Annotated in this window: 17 protein-coding genes and 1 pseudogene; 9 read left to right on the top strand and 9 right to left on the bottom strand. The window is 62.0% G+C overall.

Annotation, left to right across the window (positions count from 1 at the left end; genetic code table 11):
• Nucleotides 1-5: 5 nt before the first annotated feature.
• The 3 genes from ACVOMH_RS06110 to ACVOMH_RS06120 are packed head-to-tail and all read right to left on the bottom strand — an operon-like array spanning nt 6 to nt 1,651.
• Nucleotides 6-473: a roadblock/LC7 domain-containing protein gene (locus ACVOMH_RS06110; RefSeq protein ID WP_481551369.1), complete on the bottom strand. Its 468-nt coding sequence runs from the start codon at nt 471-473 to the stop codon at nt 6-8.
• Nucleotides 470-997, bottom strand: a complete 528-nt coding sequence (locus tag ACVOMH_RS06115) for a GTP-binding protein (protein ID WP_481551370.1) — start codon at nt 995-997, stop codon at nt 470-472. Before ACVOMH_RS06115 ends, ACVOMH_RS06110 begins: the two co-directional genes overlap by 4 nt.
• A gap of 3 nt (nt 998-1,000) precedes the next feature.
• A complete protein-coding gene (locus tag ACVOMH_RS06120; protein WP_481551371.1) occupies nt 1,001-1,651 on the bottom strand; it encodes a winged helix-turn-helix domain-containing protein in 651 nt (216 codons plus the stop codon).
• 208 nt (nt 1,652-1,859) lie between these two features.
• Here ACVOMH_RS06120 and ACVOMH_RS06125 point away from each other — a divergent pair.
• Nucleotides 1,860-5,626, top strand: a pseudogene (locus ACVOMH_RS06125) (methylmalonyl-CoA mutase family protein).
• A gap of 34 nt (nt 5,627-5,660) precedes the next feature.
• Nucleotides 5,661-6,839 carry a phospholipase D-like domain-containing protein gene (locus ACVOMH_RS06130; RefSeq protein WP_481551372.1) on the top strand — a complete coding sequence of 393 codons (1,179 nt, stop codon included), beginning with the start codon at nt 5,661-5,663 and terminating at the stop codon, nt 6,837-6,839.
• Here ACVOMH_RS06130 and ACVOMH_RS06135 read toward each other — a convergent pair.
• From ACVOMH_RS06135 to ACVOMH_RS06150, 4 genes are all read right to left on the bottom strand, one after another.
• Nucleotides 6,791-8,482: an Eco57I restriction-modification methylase domain-containing protein gene (locus ACVOMH_RS06135; protein WP_481551373.1), complete on the bottom strand. Its 1,692-nt coding sequence runs from the start codon at nt 8,480-8,482 to the stop codon at nt 6,791-6,793. The genes ACVOMH_RS06130 and ACVOMH_RS06135 overlap by 49 nt on opposite strands.
• Nucleotides 8,483-8,490: 8 nt before the next feature.
• Nucleotides 8,491-8,709, bottom strand: a complete 219-nt coding sequence (locus tag ACVOMH_RS06140) for a ribbon-helix-helix domain-containing protein (RefSeq protein WP_481551374.1) — start codon at nt 8,707-8,709, stop codon at nt 8,491-8,493.
• Nucleotides 8,710-8,843: 134 nt separating this feature from the next.
• A complete protein-coding gene (locus ACVOMH_RS06145) occupies nt 8,844-9,374 on the bottom strand; it encodes an REP-associated tyrosine transposase (RefSeq protein WP_481551375.1) in 531 nt (176 codons plus the stop codon).
• Nucleotides 9,375-9,543: 169 nt separating this feature from the next.
• Nucleotides 9,544-10,485, bottom strand: a complete 942-nt coding sequence (locus ACVOMH_RS06150) for an HNH endonuclease (protein ID WP_481551376.1) — start codon at nt 10,483-10,485, stop codon at nt 9,544-9,546.
• A 304-nt stretch (nt 10,486-10,789) separates the two neighbouring features.
• Here ACVOMH_RS06150 and ACVOMH_RS06155 point away from each other — a divergent pair, with 304 nt between their 5' ends.
• The 6 genes from ACVOMH_RS06155 to ACVOMH_RS06180 all read left to right on the top strand — a co-directional run bounded on the left by ACVOMH_RS06155 (nt 10,790) and on the right by ACVOMH_RS06180 (nt 15,510).
• Nucleotides 10,790-11,170, top strand: a complete 381-nt coding sequence (locus tag ACVOMH_RS06155; RefSeq protein WP_481551377.1) for a hypothetical protein — start codon at nt 10,790-10,792, stop codon at nt 11,168-11,170.
• Between the two features lie 192 nt (nt 11,171-11,362).
• Nucleotides 11,363-11,860, top strand: coding sequence for a hypothetical protein (locus ACVOMH_RS06160; RefSeq protein ID WP_481551378.1), 498 nt, complete (start codon nt 11,363-11,365; stop codon nt 11,858-11,860).
• 604 nt (nt 11,861-12,464) lie between these two features.
• Nucleotides 12,465-13,049, top strand: coding sequence for a hypothetical protein (locus ACVOMH_RS06165; protein ID WP_481551379.1), 585 nt, complete (start codon nt 12,465-12,467; stop codon nt 13,047-13,049).
• 238 nt (nt 13,050-13,287) lie between these two features.
• On the top strand, nt 13,288-13,881 hold the full coding sequence (trmY, locus tag ACVOMH_RS06170; protein ID WP_481551380.1) for a tRNA (pseudouridine(54)-N(1))-methyltransferase TrmY: 594 nt from the start codon (nt 13,288-13,290) through the stop codon (nt 13,879-13,881).
• Nucleotides 13,882-13,990: 109 nt separating this feature from the next.
• Complete coding sequence (locus ACVOMH_RS06175) at nt 13,991-14,245, top strand: hypothetical protein (protein ID WP_054659717.1); 255 nt, start codon at nt 13,991-13,993, stop codon at nt 14,243-14,245.
• Nucleotides 14,246-14,451: 206 nt separating this feature from the next.
• Nucleotides 14,452-15,510 (top strand): S66 peptidase family protein, encoded by a 1,059-nt coding sequence (locus tag ACVOMH_RS06180; RefSeq protein WP_481551381.1) that lies wholly within the window; start codon nt 14,452-14,454, stop codon nt 15,508-15,510.
• A gap of 139 nt (nt 15,511-15,649) precedes the next feature.
• Here ACVOMH_RS06180 and ACVOMH_RS06185 read toward each other — a convergent pair whose 3' ends face one another.
• Complete coding sequence (locus ACVOMH_RS06185; RefSeq protein WP_481551382.1) at nt 15,650-16,258, bottom strand: hypothetical protein; 609 nt, start codon at nt 16,256-16,258, stop codon at nt 15,650-15,652.
• 248 nt (nt 16,259-16,506) lie between these two features.
• Here ACVOMH_RS06185 and ACVOMH_RS06190 point away from each other — a divergent pair, with 248 nt between their 5' ends.
• Nucleotides 16,507-17,328, top strand: a complete 822-nt coding sequence (locus tag ACVOMH_RS06190; RefSeq protein WP_481551383.1) for a DUF5694 domain-containing protein — start codon at nt 16,507-16,509, stop codon at nt 17,326-17,328.
• Nucleotides 17,329-17,924: 596 nt separating this feature from the next.
• Here the strand turns inward: ACVOMH_RS06190 and ACVOMH_RS06195 are convergent.
• Nucleotides 17,925-18,707, bottom strand: a complete 783-nt coding sequence (locus ACVOMH_RS06195) for a hypothetical protein (protein WP_481523345.1) — start codon at nt 18,705-18,707, stop codon at nt 17,925-17,927.
• Nucleotides 18,708-18,808 lie beyond the last annotated feature (101 nt).

The raw sequence follows: 18,808 nt of genomic DNA on the forward strand, positions 1-18,808 counted from the left end.
CTTCCTTAGGCAAGAGGGAGGGAAACGCGTGGGGTGGGGGAGTGCGATTGCGCGGCGACGACCGCCAGCTGTTCGGCCAGCTGTTTGGAATGGTTGAACAGCAGACCCAGGCTGCTGCCGCGCGTGCCGATGGTGGTCAGCGCCCAGCCGCCCTGCGGTGCGCCCACGCGCAGGATCACGGTCATCCCCAGCTCGCAGTCGATCAGGCTGTTGCGGCAGGTGCCATGGCCCAGTTCGCGGGCGCAGGCTTCAGACAGCGCCAGCATCGAACCGCCGATGGCGGCAATGCGCGAGGGCTCGAACTCGATGCGGCTGGCCACGGCGATCAGGCGGCCATCGGCCGTGGCCACCAGGGCCGCGCGCACATCGCACGGACCATCGAGGAAGTCCTGCAGCAGCTGCTGGCAGGCGGCGGTGGGCAGGGCGGGAGCGGAGAACGCAGGGCGGGAGGAGGCAGGAGGAAGCAGTGTCATGACAGCAGGGCCTGGGATTCGATGCGGGCCACCAGCACGCGCAGCAGCGACTGCACCTGCGTGGGCACCCGGGTATCCACGGCCAGCACCGGGGCGTCGATCCCGCAGGCGGCCAGCGGGGGGATGAAACGTGCGGGCGGATGGGCACCGGGCAGATCGCCATGGGTGATGCCCACCACCAGTTCGGCGTGGGAAAGATGTTCGCCGCAGCGCTGCAGCAACCACTGCACCCGCTCGCTGTCGGGCGCATCGCGCGCGTTCAGCAGCAACAGCACGCCCAGCGTGCCCAGCGCCAGCACCGGCCACAGGAACTCGAACCGCTGCTGCCCCGGCACGCCGTACAGGCCCAGGCGCAGGTCCTCGCCCAGCCAGGTCTCGCCGAAATCCAGCGCCACCGTGGTCTGCCGATCCTCCTCGGAGGAGGGCACATCGGTGCACAGCGGGGCGATGTCGCTGACCGCGGCGATGGCCGTGGTCTTGCCGGCGCCGGGCGCGCCGACGAACAGGAATTTGTGAGGGTGCATGGCTTACAGACCGAAGCGGCGGCGCAGCAGCGAGATCAGACTGCGGTCACGCGGCGGCGGTGCCGCAGGAACCGGTGCGATCACCGGTGTGGCCGCCTCGCGCGACAGCAGCCCGTCCGCGTCCAGCCGCTGCACGATCGCAGTCACGCGGCTGGCCGACAGGTCCAGCATGTTCGCGATCTCCGCGCACGACAGCGCACGGCGTGACAGCACCGACAGCAGGCGCAGTTCATCGGGATGGTCCATGCCGCGCTCCAGCGCCGGCCATTCGATCAGCCGGTACCGGCAGCTGCCGGCCGCGACGGCGGGCGCCACGATGGCGGGCGTCACCGGGGCCTGGCTGGAGAACGCATTGAGCGCGGTCAGCAACCCATTCAGTCGCAGCGGCTTGGGCAGCTGCCAGAACACGCCCGTGGCGGTGTCCTCACCCAGGGTGATCACGCAACCACCGCGTTGCCCGGCCAGCAGCTGCCCCAGCTGCTGCTGGCCGGCGCTGCACCCGGTATCGACCAGATAGGCGTCGGCGTCGCCGCCGGCCAGGGTTTGCCAACGGTGGTGCAGGCGGGGCTCCAGAATCTGCAACAGCATGCGCACCAGTTGCTGGTGGTAGTCGTCCAGTGAAGCCAGTTGCAGTGTTGCCGTAGAACGTGACATGCGATGCCTGCTCCCCCGAAGGCAGATGTTCTTCGGGGCAGATAGTTATCACGCACTCCCAGGGCCGCAAATCGGGGGAACCCCGGGGGCAGGCGCAAGCGCGGCCGGCGCCTGCAAAAACCGCAAAGGTCACGCTGCGCTGCAACCTGACCTCTCACGCCCCCGGTTCTATCATCGGTTTCAACAGAAACAGGATGTCGTACGGCCCATGAGTACTCCCGCCCCCCACGTTCCGCAGGCCCAGCCCCCCATGCTCGATCCGGGCCGCACCCCCCTGCGCTTTGTCACCGCCGCCAGCCTGTTCGATGGCCACGATGCGGCCATCAACATCATGCGCCGGCTTATCCAGGCGCAGGGCGCGGAGGTCATCCACCTGGGCCACAACCGCAGTGTCGAGGACGTGGTACGGGCCGCACTGCAGGAAGATGCCGACGCCATCGCGCTGTCGTCCTACCAGGGCGGGCACGTGGAGTACTTCAAGTACATGGTGGACATGCTGCGCGAGCGCGGCGCCGGCCATATCAAGGTGTTCGGCGGCGGTGGCGGCACCATCACCCCGGAGGAGATCCGCGAGCTGCAGGCCTATGGCGTGGAGCGCATCTACCACCCCAACGACGGCATGAAGATGGGGCTGGTGGAGATGATCGAGGATGTGGTCGCCCGTGCCGGCACCGCACGCGATGCCCACGCCCGCGAGGCGGTGGATGAGGCCCCGGCCCAGGGCGACGAGATCGGCATCGGCCGCGTGCTCTCGCAGCTGGAAGACGGCAACTACAGCGAGGCCGAGCTGGCGCACCTGCGCAAGCAGTGGCAGCTCGCCTCCGGCAAGACGCCGGTCATCGGCATCACCGGCACCGGCGGCGCCGGCAAGTCCTCGGTCACCGATGAACTGCTCAACCGCTTCCTGGCCAACTTCCCGGCCATGCGCATCGCGGTGATCTCGGTCGATCCCACCCGCCGCCGCACCGGTGGCGCGCTGCTGGGCGATCGCATCCGCATGAACTCGCTGCGCTCACCGCGCGTGTACATGCGCTCGATGGCCACCCGCCGCCAGCACGCGGCCATCAACACCGTGCTGCGCGACTGCATCGGTTTTCTGAAGTCGCTGCATTTCGATCTGGTCATCGTCGAAACCGCCGGCATCGGCCAGAGCGATTCGGAAATCGTCGATCTGGTCGACTTCCCGATGTACGTGATGACCAGCGATTTCGGCGCGCCCAGCCAGCTGGAAAAGATCGACATGCTCGACTACGCCGAGCTGGTGGTGCTCAACAAGTACGACAAGCGCGGCGCCGAGGATGCGTTGCGTGATGTGCGCAAGCAGTGGAAGCGCAACCGCGTCGCCTTCACCATGAAAGACGAGGACGTGCCGGTCTATCCGACCATCGCCAGCCAGTTCAACGATCCGGGCATCAGCTGGATGTTCGCCAACCTGTGCCGGCTGTTGAACGAGAAGAAAAACCGGGGTGCGGGTGCCGGTTGTGGAAAAACCCGCACGGGGCCCGGGGTTTTTAAGCGGCCCGGCACCCCCCGCGAAGGACCGCCCGCGCCCGGGCGGGGTGCCGGGCCCCCGGGGGGCGGCCGTCCACCAAACCCACCCCGGCGCCCCCCCCCCCGTAACACAAAACCCCCCCCCCCCACCCCGGTTTTATTCCCCGCATCGACACCACGCTCAAGGAACCGCGCGCCACCGTGCTGATTCCCGGCAGCCGCGTGCGCTACCTGGCCGAGATTGCCGAGCAGGGCCGCAGCATCAATGCCCGCATCGACTCGCAGGCCGAAATCGCCGAGCGCGCGCAGAGCTGCTGGCAGGCGCTGAAGGAACTGGGCGATACCGCACTGCCGGCCGCGCTGGATCTGTACGCCGCCGACGCCCTTGTAGGAGCGACATCAGTCGCGACCGGCAGCACCCCGCACGATCAGGTCGCGGCTCACGCCGCTCCTACAGTAAGCGTCGACCGCTCGCTGCTAACTCTTCGCCAGCGCTACAACGATGCGGTGCAGTCACTGGACTCCGAAGCGCTGCGGCTGCTGCGCGAGTGGCCGGCGCGGCTGAAATCCATCACCGATGACGTCACCGAATACCAGGTGCGCGGCAAGGCCATCCGCGTGGAGAACTACCGCGAATCGCTGTCCCACCAGCGCATCCCCAAGATCGCCGCGCCCACCTACCGCGGCTGGGGCGAGCTGCTGGTGTTCCTGCAGAAGGAAAGCCTGCCCGGCTCCTATCCGTATACCGGCGGCGTCTACCCGTACCGCCGAGCCGGCGAAGACCCCATCCGCATGTTTGCCGGTGAAGGTACGCCCGAGCGCACCAACCGCCGCTTCCATTACCTGAGCGTCGGCCAGCCGGCCGCGCGCCTGTCCACCGCCTTCGACAGCGTCACCCTGTATGGCGAAGACCCGGCGCCGCGCCCGGATATCTACGGCAAGATCGGCAACTCCGGCGTCAACGTCCCCACGCTGGATGACATGAAGAAGCTGTACTCCGGCTTCGACCTGTGCGCGCCCACCACCTCGGTGTCGATGACCATCAACGGCCCGGCGCCGATGATCCTGGCGATGTTCATGAACACCGCCATCGACCAGCAGGTCGAGAAATACCTGAAGGAAGACCCCGCGCGCTGGGCCGAAGCCGAGACGAAGATCGCGAAAATCTTCGAAGGCCGCACCCGCCCGCAGTACCACGGCGAACTGCCGCCCACCAACAATGGCCTCGGTCTGGCACTGCTCGGTGTCACCGGCGACCAGCTGGTCGATGCCGACACCTACGCCCGCATCAAGGCGCACACCCTGTCCACCGTGCGCGGCACCGTGCAGGCCGACATCCTCAAGGAAGACCAGGCGCAGAACACCTGCATCTTCTCCACCGAGTTCGCGCTGCGCATGATGGGCGACATCCAGCAGTACTTTGTCGATAACAAGGTGCGCAACTTCTACTCGGTGTCCATCTCCGGTTATCACATCGCCGAAGCCGGCGCGAACCCGATCAGCCAGCTGGCTTTCACCCTGTCCAACGGCTTCACCATCGTCGAGTACTACTTGGCGCGTGGCATGCACATCGACGACTTCGCGCCCAACCTGTCGTTCTTCTTCTCCAACGGCATGGACCCGGAATACACCGTCATCGGCCGCGTCGCCCGCCGCATCTGGGCACGCGCCATGCGTGAGCGCTACGGCGCCAACGAACGCAGCCAGATGATGAAGTACCACATCCAGACCTCGGGCCGTTCCCTGCACGCGCAGGAAATCCAGTTCAACGACATCCGCACCACCTTGCAGGCGCTGTACGCCCTGTTCGACAACTGCAACAGCCTGCACACCAACGCCTACGACGAGGCCATCACCACGCCGACTGAAGAGAGCGTGCGCCGCGCGGTGGCCATCCAGATGATCATCAACAAGGAGCTGGGGCTGAACTTCTGCGAGAACCCGTGGCAGGGCAGCTTCATCGTCGATCAGCTCACCGATATCGTCGAGGAAGCCGTCTACAAGGAGTTCGAAGCCATCAGCGAGCGCGGCGGCGTGCTCGGCGCCATGGACACCATGTACCAGCGCGGCAAGATCCAGGAAGAGTCGCTCTACTACGAACACAAAAAGCACGACGGCAGCCTGCCGCTGGTCGGCGTCAACATGTTCCTGCCCAAGGAACACGCCGGCGAAGTGGCCACCGAGATCGAACTGATCCGCTCCACCGAAGCCGAAAAGGGCCAGCAGATCGCCAACGTCCACACCTGGCAGCGCAACCGCAACGCGCTGGCCCCCAAGGGCGAAACCTCGCACGCCCACGAAGTGGGGCAGGGCGACTCAGCCGCTGAAATCCACGACGGCCACGGCCTGGCCTACCTGCAGAAAACCGCCCGCGACCGTAAGAATGTCTTCGAAGCGTTGATCGAAGCGGTTAAAACCCATAGCCTCGGCCAGATCAGTCACGCGCTGTATGACGTCGGTGGGGAATACCGGCGGAATATGTAAAAATGGGTTAGCAGAATTTTAGAGGGGGAAAGGGATGCACGTAAGCGCAATTGTGCAGCCGGCATTACAGTTGGGTAGAGTAATTCAGGATTATCTGTTGCGTAATCCGAGCTGTGTGAAGATCACCTTAGTTTCCGCCTTCGTTTCTTTGCGCACGATACTTAGGCTTCGCGACGCACTGCTGGCTCAGCGCGAAAATGGATGCCAGCTGCGAGTTGTTGTCGGCGTAGACCTGGGTGGGACTAGTAAGGAAGTTTTGGATGAGCTTTTGAGTTGGGCATGTGAGGTTATTGTTTTTCACAACGCCAGCCCTCGCGCAACGTTTCATCCAAAAATATTCTGGTTTGAGTCGGAACGAAGTGCTTCGATTATCGTCGGTTCCAACAATATGACCGAGGGCGGCTTCTTCACCAATCATGAGGCTGCGATACATCAAACATATGAGCTTCCTTCCGAGCGAGCGTTGTATGGGGAGGTATCCGCTTCATTCGCGCAATTAGTAGAGCCGAACGGCGCCACGGCTCTATTGTTAAGTGCTGAGCTTGTGAGAACTTTATACGAGCGCGGTATCGTGCCTAGTGAGGCTGCGCAGCGCGCTGAGCGGCGCAGGCTGCTGCGCGATCGCGCTCCGGGTTTGAGTCCGAATTTGCCGCCAAATCCTTTTCAGGCCATCACTCCTGCAATGCCACCTCTGCTTCCGTATGCAGTACGTGTGGATGAGCCGGCATCAGCACCGCTTTCAAACGAACCCCGCGTTGGTCAGAGACGCATAGATGCGCTAGGCGATCTTGTTTGGAAAAAAATACTTCCCGCTTCTGATGCGCTAGATACTAAAGAAGGTAGCAACTCCGTTGGCGGTGTGCGCCTGACTCAGGCGCGTTTCGAAAATCCACCAGGTCAACGGATCGACCAGACAACTTACTTTAGAGCACTTTTCCAAGAGTTCCATTGGGAGGCAGAGTCCGGTCATGCCGAGAAGGAGCACACCTTCGTTCCCATTCGAGTAATAATTCGTGGTGTAGACCAGGGTATTCAGAATTTTGAGATTAGCCACAAACCGTCTGGAGAAGCCGGTCAGGGAAATTACACAACGATTCTGCGATGGGGTCGGCAGTTTGCACCGACGATTAAGGCATCAAAACTGACAGGTTTAGAGCTCCGTCTCTACGAATCGTTTTCTGATGAGGAGTCATTCGTGTTACAGATTGGCTGATCATCACGAATGACGTCGGTCGCATCGCTTGGAATTCTTTGTCGTCTATTGCGAAGTAGGCTCCAGCTCTCAATCAAGGCCTCGTGGTGCGCCAAAGAAAGGCCTAGTTTCGCGAAGACGGCTGGGCCATTCGCGCGAAGCGCAGCCTCGGTGCCCTTTTCGCGAACCAGTTGGTCTAGATCTATGAGATTGAAGTCGATTACTGGCGAGGTTGGGATCAATAGGCGTTCAATCTCTGATGGCACGAGCTCCAAAACGCCACCGCCGTAGTAGCGACCTTCAAGTTCGGCAGTGAGCGCGGTCAGCCCATTTAGGAATGACCCGACAAGTTGACGAGGCGCGAGCGCGCCTATAGGGCGAATTCGATACGCCGTGTCGGTGGTGTAGGCACCAAGTTCGTTCAAAATCAAGCGAGGTGTGTCGTGGGATCTCTTAAGCATGCCGACCTCGGTAGCGTAAACCGAGGGGACCGAAAACCAAGGGGAACGGATTCTACACTTGTATCGGGTGTGCAAATTCTGGGCAACACCTGACTCGATGTAGGCGCGCGGTTTTTGATGACGAAGAGGTTCTGCGTCGGGGAAATGTAGGAAGTTCGTCGGATTTCCTAAACGAGCGTTCGCCGCATGCTGATGCTCGTCGTAAATGATACCGCGACAATGTTCGCTTCGCCCAAACATGGGCTGTGCCCACCGCTTTAGGCCGTTTCGCTTAACGGTTTCATCGTCGACGAGAAAGAACTTGTTTGCACCTGTGACTATGCCCACATCCACTTTTGCAATGTCGCGAAAGCGGTGGACGTCAGGATGAAGTTCAAGTTCCTTTAGTATGGTGCGCACCTCCTGGCTAAGAAGAGCGCGCGTCCACTTACCCTCCACTGTCTCGCCGTTCATTGCTAGCGGCTTATGGAAGATCTGTGACGGGCTCTTCGACAAGAACTCACGGTCGGTGACTGACAGAATGCCGAGTCCTTCTACCGGATCGTCGCCCAGACGCTTCTGTGCCATCAACAAGACCGCACCTTGAAGCGTCCCTTCAAACCATAGGGCTTCTGGATCAACAATCACTATGCGTGAGCACTCTGTGCCAAGGTAGCTCCGCAATCCTTGCGCATGCAGTACATGGATCACTTCGGACGGGATCACCATTGCGAGCCGTCCGCCAGGGCGAAGCAGTCGGATTCCTGCTAAGAGGAACGGGACCCAAGCGTTCGTGTGCTTGGTAAACCGAAGCCCCAGCTCTTTGAAGATCTTCTCCGCGTTCTCTTGGAACGGCGCTGGAAGGTACTGGTAGCGGATGAACGGTGGGTTGCCAACCACCGCATCGAAATCTCCGTGTTCGTTTAGGCCCCGGCGGAGCGCCCAACTCAGAAAGTCCTCGGTGTGAATATCTGCTCTTACTGCTTGGTCGCGAGTAAAGGCCTGTGATTTTTCAGATTCGACTTCGTTTAATTCAATGCCAGTGACCGAGGTGCCTTCGCCAATGCCAAGACTATGAAGTGCCTTTAAGAATACGCCGTCGCCGCAGCTAGGCTCGAGGATCTTTGTAGGAGAAGCTTCCATCACCCATTGGCAAAGAAAGTGGGCAAGGTCAAACGGCGTGTAGTAGCCGCCGCGCAATTTCTGCGGTGACTGGTCAGACATAAAATTCACTAGCGATCCTTACGAGATGGCATTTCGTGGGCGGTGACGTAGTGCTCTGCAGCTTCTCTAATTACCCACGAAATAGAGACCTTCTTCTTCCGCGCTATCTCTTGAAGGCGCTCATATGTTTCTTGCGGAAGGCTTGCTGTTGTTCGGGTGGAACCCTGCTTAGCCTCGTTTTCTGGCTTTCTGGCCACGTTGAAACCCCTTCCGTTCGACGTTCGCACTGTACATGACTATGCATCACACTGCATCAGTGTGGTGAAGTGTGATGCATCTAGCCAGCTGATTAGCCCTGACCATCAGCCATGAAAATTGCTCGCAGGCCCGTAGGCTGGGTTGGCCTCACCAACCCAGCACCTCATTCATATTGATCGGGCCGAATGTCCGACGGCATCGCCCAATCCCACGGATAGACCCCTCGATCCACCCAATGCCGAAAGCTGGAATACGGCCAATCTGCGGCGCACGCGGCATGGCCGTGCTTGACCGGGTTGTAATGGATGTAGTCCAAGCAGCGCCGGAGATCCGCTTCGTCACGCACCAGATGCTCCCAATAGCGACGCTGCCAGATACCGCGCTCGTTCTTGTGCATCCGGCTGTTGGAACGACGTTCCCTGATAGGCATGCTCCGGGAAAACCGGGATTTGATCAGGCGCCAGCGCATCGGGAAATCCTCATCGCCGGCTGGCAGTTGCCAGAGGCAATGCAGATGCTCGGGCAGGACGACGAAGCCGAGCAAAGTGAAGGGATGATCTTGCCGGGTTTGCCGGAAGGCAGCCTTGAGGGCCTCGATGTGGTCAATCAGCAGCGTGTTGCCGTAGCGCTCGGCCAGATTGACGGTAAAGAAGTAGGTTCCGCCCGTCACCCGCGCCCGCACATAGGTACGCATACCAGCATCCTTGCCAGAGGTAAGAGATCAGGTCGAAGTGTACGGCGCCAGCTGCGGGTAATTTGCTGGGTATCACGAACAAATAAAAAGCGCTGGGTTGATGGAGCTAACCCAGCCTACGGCGCTAAAGCGCTGGGTTGATGGAGCTAACCCAGCCTAGGGTTCCTTGTCAGGCGATCTTTCGTGCAAACACCGATCTGTGATGCGCTAGGAACTTTGCTTGTTCCGGACGGAACTTCTCGACCGCCTTGGATGGGTCGATAAACCATCGTTCAAGCACGTCTCCCGGCAGAGAAAGGTGGGTATGCATCTTCCCGCTATCATCGAATGTGATTAGGTGGTCGTCGAACAATGCATCGATGTGAGGCGATAGCAGGATGCCGTTGTAGCCACTAATGCGTTCAGCGTTGGATGAGTCCCTCCAGGCTTTGATATGGCTCGCAACCAGCACGCGCTTGTCGGTCACGCCCGTCACCCGGCAGACTGGGTCGAGCAGAATCACGCGTTTTCGGAACAAGCCTTGACCGACGCGAGCCTTGGCCAGCTGCATTCGCTGGGTAACCGGAATGGTTTTGTCATCCTCGATGCGATGAAGGTCTGCGAGCACGTCAGCATCGGGCTCGGACTCGCGCACAAACTTGGTGACCGAGGTTTCTGCCGGGGCTGACTCAGTAAGGGCCAGTAGTAGATGGCCGAGAGCGTCTGAAATGCTTGCGAGGTAGCAGCCTTGATTGCCGTCTCCATTCTTTTGGATCGGAGAGTGTCGCGGGGGCAACATTGGCCCAATGGCTTCAATGTGATCTCGTGGTCGAATCGATCTGGTAGCTGGAATGAAATCGACTTCGACCAGCCAACCCTCGCTCGCCCAGTAGTCGCCGACCGACCCGAACTCTGCTGGCTTTGGAGAAGCGCTGGCGGCTACCGTAACGCGCCCTACGGCACCGATCTGGCCATTGGCGTAGGAGAAGACAATGTCTCCTACTTGGGTGTGTGCCATGTTTTCGTAGGTTTGATTGAACGCGCCGTTCGTTTTTCGATAAGGCGACCAGATGTAGCCGCCTGTTACCTCGTGTTCGCGCGTCTGCTTGTGATTAACCCACCAGAACGCCATGGCTCCTCCCACTTGTAGGCGTCAAGGTGTGGCGCGACTCGCAGTGGCCGACGGCCTTCTCGGCTTGCTGCAGATAGGTCTGCGGGAAGTGGTAGTGGGTTTCTATCTGATCGTCGTATGCGGAACTTTCTGACGCGGTAAAGACGGCATTTCCCATTGCATTTCCCCCTGTTGCTGATAGCCAGGATACGAAATGCACCGGTGCGAAGCGATGGTCTGTGCCACGTCATGGGGGCGTGGGGCGAAAATCGCAGCCGCTGCGACTGCAATCTTTTAAGATCGCTTCAACGGCAAGGAGGCAGTGATGAGTAGACAGGAGTCTGTGGAACTGAGCGTGCTGGAGTATTTGTACCGCGATGCTGGCAACTTCAAGACGCATGGCGCCTTGGTGTTGCGTGGCTATCAGGCCGGTGCCGAGGCGATGGTGATTAGCTGCTTGGAGTGGGGCAGGCAGTTTGTTGCCGAACAAGTGGGCATTCCCTCGTTGTGTGCAGCGCATTGGGCGGCCGTGGGCGAGGGGCCTTCGGATTTGGATCACGCTTACCACGAGGTATTGCAGCTGCGCCCGGCCAGCGAGCAAGAGCAGGCCGTGATGCCCAGCGGCGCCTTGGATGCCCTGCTGGGCAAGATGCAAGCCGCCGCCGGGCGCTGGGATGTGCGCCTCTCGCCCAACTACGACCTATGACGGGAGGGGGGCGCATCAAGTCGCCATCGCCCTGTACGTCGCCGCCGGGTGGACGTGGGGAAACCCTACCGCACTGTCAGATATTCCCGACAATTGCGTTGGTGATCTACGACAGCCGGTCGAGGTAAAGCCCGATAGTCAGCGGCCACTGGGTTGCCCGCAATAGGCCTGCCGCCAAGCAGGTGGCTTTCTATGAAAGGGAAGTTCGACATGGCACAGAGCAAGGCGTCTTTGGTGTTGTCGCAAGAACAGATAGATCGGATCAACGCAGCGTTGCTCAGCTTGGAAACGGAGCTGAGCCAGCTGACCGCCATGCAGCCACTGCAACGTCAGCGTCTGTTGAAGATGGGACCGGGCTCAGAAGTGTTTGCTCGCCGGGCATTGGAGGCGTTGGAACAGAACCCGGACATCATTCCGCCCAGCCTGGCGGCCGAGCTGCCCGGTGCCAAAGCCGATCTGTTGGCGGTCGATCAGCTGCGACCGATCATGGATAGTCTCAATCGACTCGGCGGTCGCGCCTCGGATACCGAAATGGCATTGGGCAGCGATGTGATGACCGTGGCCTTGGAGGGCTACAACCAGCTCAAGGTGTCTGGCCGGGACAAGGGCTTGGACGCGCTGCGCAACGAGTTGGGGTTCCGCTGGAAGAAAAGCCGCCGCCGTGCCGAGCCGGAGCCTGAGTCTGCTTAAGCCGTAGTTGTTCTACCTGCGTTTTCACAGGCCGCCCTTGGGCGGCCTGTTTCGTATCGGGAGTTCGCTATGCCCGTGCGCTATGCCGGCGCGGCTTGCGGCCAGCGTGTCGGGCCGGGGCGCGGCGGGAGCAGCCCCGAAGACCAGTCGAATAGCTCAGCGCCTATCCGGAATAGCAAAAAGCCATAACGGAGTAGTTCGGCGCTTATCTGGAATAGTAAAAAGCCTTAATCGTTCAGCTAAAAGCCTCTCCGGAATAGCAAAAAGCCTTAATGGAATAGCTCGGAGCTTATCCGGAATAGTAAAAAGCCTTAATCGTTCAGCTAAAAGTCTTTCCGGAGTAGCAAAAAGCCTTAACGGAGTAGTTCGGAGCTTATCGGGAGTAGCAAAAAGCGTTAACGGAGCAGCTCTGAGCCTATTGGGGAGGTTTTTTGGCCTATCGCAATTGGTAAGGAGCTGGTCGCTGCGCTGCGGGACACTTTGCTCCCGCGTTGCGGCTGCCGGTCCGCTGATCACCTGTCTAAGATGAGGGCATGGGGCGCGCCGGAGCCTGGATGCGGCTGCGGATATGTGTTTTTAGGGAGCTGTTTGGGGGAGGAAGGCCATGATCGAGAAGTTGATGGAGATGGACGGTGGAAAATATTTGATTCCGGTAGTGGTCATCTTCGCTGGCACCGCCCTAGTCAAAGGAATATTCGGGTTCCATCGTTCACGCAGTTCGGATCGGCGAGATTTCCTAGAGCTGTTCCAGAAGTACCAAGGCGAAAACGACCTGTGGCTGTCGGTGGCGGTACGACACTTGTTTGGCGCTTATCTACCGGCCGCATTGATCCGCCAATTGATGCGTAGTCCGCAGCCTGGCCGCGCGTTGGCGGAAGTTGCCCATGTGTGGGATCTGCTGGAGATGGACGATGACACTGGCGAGCTGCGCTGGCGCCGCCGCCGATTTGCCAGTCCGGCTTTCAGGCGCGTCCTAAGCTGGCTGTTGATGCTCTCGTACTTTGTGTTGGCCAGTACCGCGCTCTTTCTGGCTTTTAGATCCGAAAGGGTGGGCTTGGGCGATACAGCTGGGTTGACCGTGTGGCTGTTTGTGCTGTTGATTGGAATGGCGGCGCTCTGGTGTCTGGCATACCAGGGAACACTGAAAGACGCTGGCAAAGCAGCGCAGCGTTGGCTGGGGCTTCCATAGAAGGGGCCCGCAGCAATAACGGGACGAGGTTCACTGCGTTAGCCAGCAGGCTGGTGTGTTCTTCCCCTCTCGGCATCGCGGACAACTCAACGGCAGCCCGGTCGCGTGGCTGAAGCGGCCCCCACCTTCCGCCCAATCGGCAATGCGGCCATGGAACATGACCCCAGGTGGGGTTTCACGCGACAATGCACTGGCGGCACAGCGCTGTCGCGTTTCCCCCGGACCCCTCACGAGCCCCATGCGAACTTTTGTAATGCGCGCGCGCGCCGCGCCCACCGACCGGCAGAAGCTGCTGGCCTCGGTGGGGCAGGACGCCCATACCGAAATCCTGGCGCACACGCTGATGAACGCCATCTTCGTGGCCCAGTCGCACCGCGCCGATGTGGTGGTCTATCTGGTGCTGGAAAGCACCCAGGACTTCTCGCGCACGGTGCGCTTCGAGGTCAATGCCATGCACGAGTTCAACGGCTTCCACGAGGCCGCGCTGCTGGGCAAGGTGGCCAAGGCGCTGGACGTGTCGCACGGCATGGGCAAGGAACAGAGCCGGCCGGTGGAATCCGGGGTCACGGTGCGCACGCTGAGCTTTGAGCGGCTGATGCAGGAACTGGCCGAAGACCACCAGCTGTTCCTGATGGACCCGAAGGGCACGCCGATAAGTGAGCAGGTGTTCGCCGACAAGCCGTGCTTCGTGCTGACCGACCATATCCCGATGCCGAAGAAGGTCATCCCCAGTCTGGAACGGATGGGCGCGAAGAAGATCACGCTGGGGCCGACGATGCTGTTTGCCTCGCAATGCGTGGTGTTGATCCACCACGCGCTGGACCAGCGCTGAGGCCGGGGCGCCTCAACGAAACGGCCTCCCCCGATTTCTCCCAACGGCCACGTCCAGGTGCAGTCCTTTGCGCCTGGCAGTGATGCCGATCCGATCAGAGATGCACGTCATGACGAAAAGCTACGATCCCCCTCTTACCGTGGGTCTGAACGGTCCTCTCTATCGCGTCGACAAAGCGATAAAACTGGCCCAGAAACGGCTCGATACCGCGATGGACGCAAAGCGTCTGCACACCAGCCACAGTCTGGCAAACGAGGTGGTCAAAGAGGCGCGCGAAGCGCTGCGCAAGGCGGAGCAGGCGCGGGTACTCAAGATTGCGGAGCTCGGCGCGGCGGCGGAAAAATACCGGCAGCGGCCGGCGTAATCCGTTGATGGCGGCTCCCCGGTAATTAAGCGCCCCGCACTGCGGGGCGTTCTGTTTTCAGCGGCCGCGTCGCGCGCGCGGCGCGGTGCAGGCACATATCGCGATGCCGTGCCGGAAAAACACCGGGCCCCCGTGCTGCGTTGCAGGTTGGCGGGCGTTGCGCGGGATTGCTAGGCTGCGGAACGTTTTTCTTGGCGGGTGTGGGCATGGACAGAAGGCGTTTTATCGGCGGGGCGGCACTGGCGGCGGCACTCCCACTGACCGGCCTGCAAGGCGCAATGGCGGCGACGGCTGCGCCGCGCCGGTTGTTGCCGCCGGCCTTGAACAAGGGCGACACGGTGGGGCTGGTCAGCCCGTCCGGCGCCACCAGCGAGCGGCTGGGCCTGCAACTGGCGGCCGAGGCGATGGAAGCGCTGGGCCTGAAGGTGAAAACCGGTGCCCACTACGGCGCCCGCCACGGCCATCTGGCCGGCACCGATGCCGAGCGGGCCGGGGACTTGAACGCCATGTTCGGCGACAAGCAGGTCAAGGCCATCGTCTGCGTGCGCGGTGGTTCCGGTGCGGCGCGGCTGCTGCCGATGCTCGATTACGCGCGTATCCGCGCCAACCCGAAGGTGCTGCTGGGCTATTCGGATATCACCGCGCTGCATTGCGCGATCCAGGCCAAAACCGGGCTGGTGACCTTCCACGGCCCGATCGGCGCCGGCAGCTGGCCGCGTTTCAATGTCGACCAGTTCGAGCGGCTGTTCTTCAACCGCGAGCTGATGCAGTACCAGAACACGACCGGCAGTGATGACGAGCTGGTGCCGCGCAAGAACCGCACCGTCACCCTGCGTGGCGGGCGCGCACAGGGCGAGCTGATCGGCGGCAACCTCACCGTGTTGACCGCGCTGGCCGGCTCGCCGTACCTGCCGGACTTCACCGGCAAGATCCTGTTCCTGGAGGACGTGGCCGAGGCGCCGTACCGCATCGACCGGATGTTCAGCACCTTGAAGCTGATGGGCGCGCTGGACAAGATCGCCGGCTTCATCTTCGGTGACTGCAACGACTGCAAGCCGGGCGATGGTTACGGCTCGCTGACGCTGGACCAGATCCTGGATGACTACATCCTGCCGCTGGGCATTCCGGCCTATACCGGCGCGATGATCGGCCACATCCGCGAGCAGTTCATTGTGCCGGTTGGCGGCAAGGTGGAGATGGACGCCGATGCCGGCACGTTCCGGCTACTGGAGCCGGTGCTCCTGGCGCCGGCGGCCAAGGGCTGAGCCCGGTCGGCCGCGGATGCCAGATGGACAAGGCCCCGCAGTGCGGGGCCTTTGTCGCCTCAGGCGTGGTCAGTCATACCTTTCCTGGCGCCGGCGGCGAGCTTGTGCATCGCCGCCAGGGTCTGGCCAGGGGCCTCAGTCAATAGCCGTCGCTCGTCAGCGCCATGACGTCGATGAAGCGCCCCGTGGCATCGAACCGGCATCTGAATTGCTTGATGCCTTCGCTGCCCTTGTCGACCGTGCCGTCGATCGAGGTGCTGCCGTCCTTGGCGCGGGCGACCGGATCGGTCTTCACATAAGCAGGCCGGGTAGCAAACATCCCGGATACCTCGCCACGACAAAACGCCGACATGTTGCCTGGGGTCACAACGGGGCCACGCGCGGCCGGTGAGGCGGCCACAGTGGGCTGTGCAGCCTGAGACGCACCGCTCACGTCGGCCGTCGTGTGCATCTGGCACACGCCGTTCGCGCCGCCGCGTCCCGTATACGAGGCCGACAGCGTGCCGTCCGGGTTCTTGGACAGCGAGAGGGTCGTGCCGGTCGCCGCATCCCTGGCTTCGTAGTAGTTATCGTTGAATTTCTTCAGTACGGCTTCCTTGCCATTCACGTACACCGGCCCGCCTTCATCACCATGGACCTCCAGTCCAAGAGGACAGGTGGCGTTGAAGAGAGGCAGCCCGCCGCTGGATGCGGCCCATGTTGGCGGACTGATGAGCAGGACCAGGCCCATGGTGATTCCGATACGCATGATGTTGCTCCTGGACAGATAGGTGTGCCGCTGGCGCGGGCGGGAGAGGGGAGCGCTACGTTACGCCGATCCTCGTTGCGATGCCGTCAAGCGCGCGGTCCGGCATCTGGCAGATCGTTGCCGTTGGGTGAGATCCAGCGGATCCACTCGGGTTGGTGCTGGTGCCCTGCCGGTTTGGCGGTAAGGTCCCGTTGATCTGGCAGTGGTGCCCGACTCGATGGCTGTACATACAACCTGGGGGATAAGAGATGAGTTTCAACCGATGGCAGCGCGCTGCGCTGCTAATGTGTGTGGTGGCATTGCCTGCGGTGGCGGGTGCGACCGGGGGCACGCCGGCGCCGGCCAAGGTGCTGATGCTAGGGGTGTTCCACTTCGCCAATCCCGGGCTGGATATGGTCAAGTCCGGCGTCATCGACGTGATGACCCCGGCCAACCAGGCCTATCTGGACGGGCTGGCCACGCGGCTGGCGGCCTTCGCGCCCACCGATGTGCTGGTGGAGTGCGAGCCGTCGGCGCAGCCCCGGCTGGATGCGGAGTTTGACGGTTACCGGAAAGGCACCTTCGTGCTGACATCCAACGAGACCTACCAGATCGGATTCCGCGTGGCCAAAGCGGCCGGACTGGACCGGGTGACCTGCTTTGACGAGGGCCAGGTGGGCTGGGAGGCGGAGCCGATGTTCAATTACATCAAGGCACACGATCCGGCGATGCAGGCGGCAATGGAGGCGACGTTCAAGGCCTTGTCCGCGCGCAGCGGGCGCGAGCAGTCCACGTTGTCACTGCCGCAATTGCTGCAGCTGAGCAACGATGCCGCGCGTGATCGCGAGAACAAGGATCTGTATATCCGCACCAATGCGGTGGATGCCGGTGGCGGCTTTGCCGGTGCCGATGCCTCGGCCAGCTGGTGGCACCGCAACTTCCGCATGTATGCCAACGTGCAGAAGGCGGCCGCGCCGGGCCATCGGGTGCTGGTGATCGCCGGGGCCGGGCACACGGCGATCCTCAAGGATCTGCTGGCCATCGACAGCCAGCGGCAGGCCGAGGAGGTGAGCGGGTACCTGACGCCGTGATACCGGCGGGACAGTGCCGGGTTCATTGGCCGGGCGAGCAGGGTGCCGGTCCGCGCCGGGATGGTGCATGGCTGGCACGAATGCGGTGTGGCCGTCGGCGCAGTCGCGGTAGCGCCGGGGCGGCGCCTGTCCTGTTCAACGGGGAAGTCAAGCAGACGGTGTTGCCAGGGGGCGGTTCGTGCCGCCGGGGTGTGGGGGGCGGGTGTCGTTTGCGCGCCCGTCGCCGCGACGGACAACGTCACGGCGACACCGCTTGCCTTACTTGGCTTTCTTTTCCCGCTTCTCGGCCTTCTTTTCTTTCATCGTCTTGGCCGGTTTCTTCTTCTGGTCCTTCTTCTGGTCCATACCCTTGCTCATCATTTTCTCCTGGAGGTCGGGGGCGCCGTCCGGCAGCAGCCGTTCGGCGGCGCAACAAGCGCACGCCAGCATAGCCGGTTGAGCGCCCCTGAAAATGGACTCACGCAGGAACCGGCGGCTTTTCCGGCAACGCCCCGATAAAACCCGGCGGGCGGTTGCCTCGACCTGCACCGGAATTGAAAAAGCCCCGCATGGCGGGGCTTCTTTTTTTCAGCGGGCGATCCGGCGCGTGCCGGTGCTCAGATGTCCTGATAGGAGGTGGCGGCGGCGATCACGCTGCGCAGGCGTTCGATTTCCGCGCTGGGGTCTTCGGGCAGGTAGTGGCGGTCGCCGAAGTCCTGCACGCTGGTGGCCAGCGGTTCGAGCACCACCCGGGTGCGTTTTGCATTGCGGATTTCCAGCGTGGTCCAGGTCTCGTCGCCGCGCACAAAGCCGATGGCGAACTCGCGCTTGTGCCGGCCGCCCGGGACCAGGCCCCCCCGGTCGCGGTAGTTGTCGGTCAGGGTGGTGGTCACTACCGGCGTTTCGGCGTCGTCCAGATACAGCGCGGCGTTCCACTCCAACGCGCTGATAGGCAGCGGGCTGTTGTTCTCGATGGTGGCGCTGATCTTCGGTGCCAGACCGAAGAAGTCCTTCTCGATCCGGAAGGCGGTCTGCACGGCGGTGACCTGCGCCAGTTGCGCACGCATCTGTGCGGCCTGCAGGGCCTGCGGCTCCAGCGCGGCGATCCGCGCCGGATAGGTTTCCAGCACCTGCGCCACTTCACCGCGGATGATCTGACGCGGACTGTTGCCGGGGTAGCGGCTGTGCAGGCGGTCCAGATCCAGATCCGACACGGCCCAGTTGAAGCCCTGCTGTTCGTGTTCGCTCATCTTGGCAAAGACCGGGTTGAGCGAGGCGAAGTACGGATCGGCGCCGTTGCCGGTCACCAGGGCGGTATCCATCGGGCCACCACAGGCGGCAAGGACCAGCATCAGTGGCACAGCCGCGAGCAGGCGCAGGCGGGAGAGGGAAAACGGCATCACAGGGCTCCTGGTGGAAACGGCGGTCACATCGACGACGAAGCAGGGATATCGGCCGCAGCGGCGTGTGCTTGAGGCCGGTCGTCTGTTGCGCGGGTTGC

The organism is Stenotrophomonas sp. STEN013, assembly GCF_056760355.1.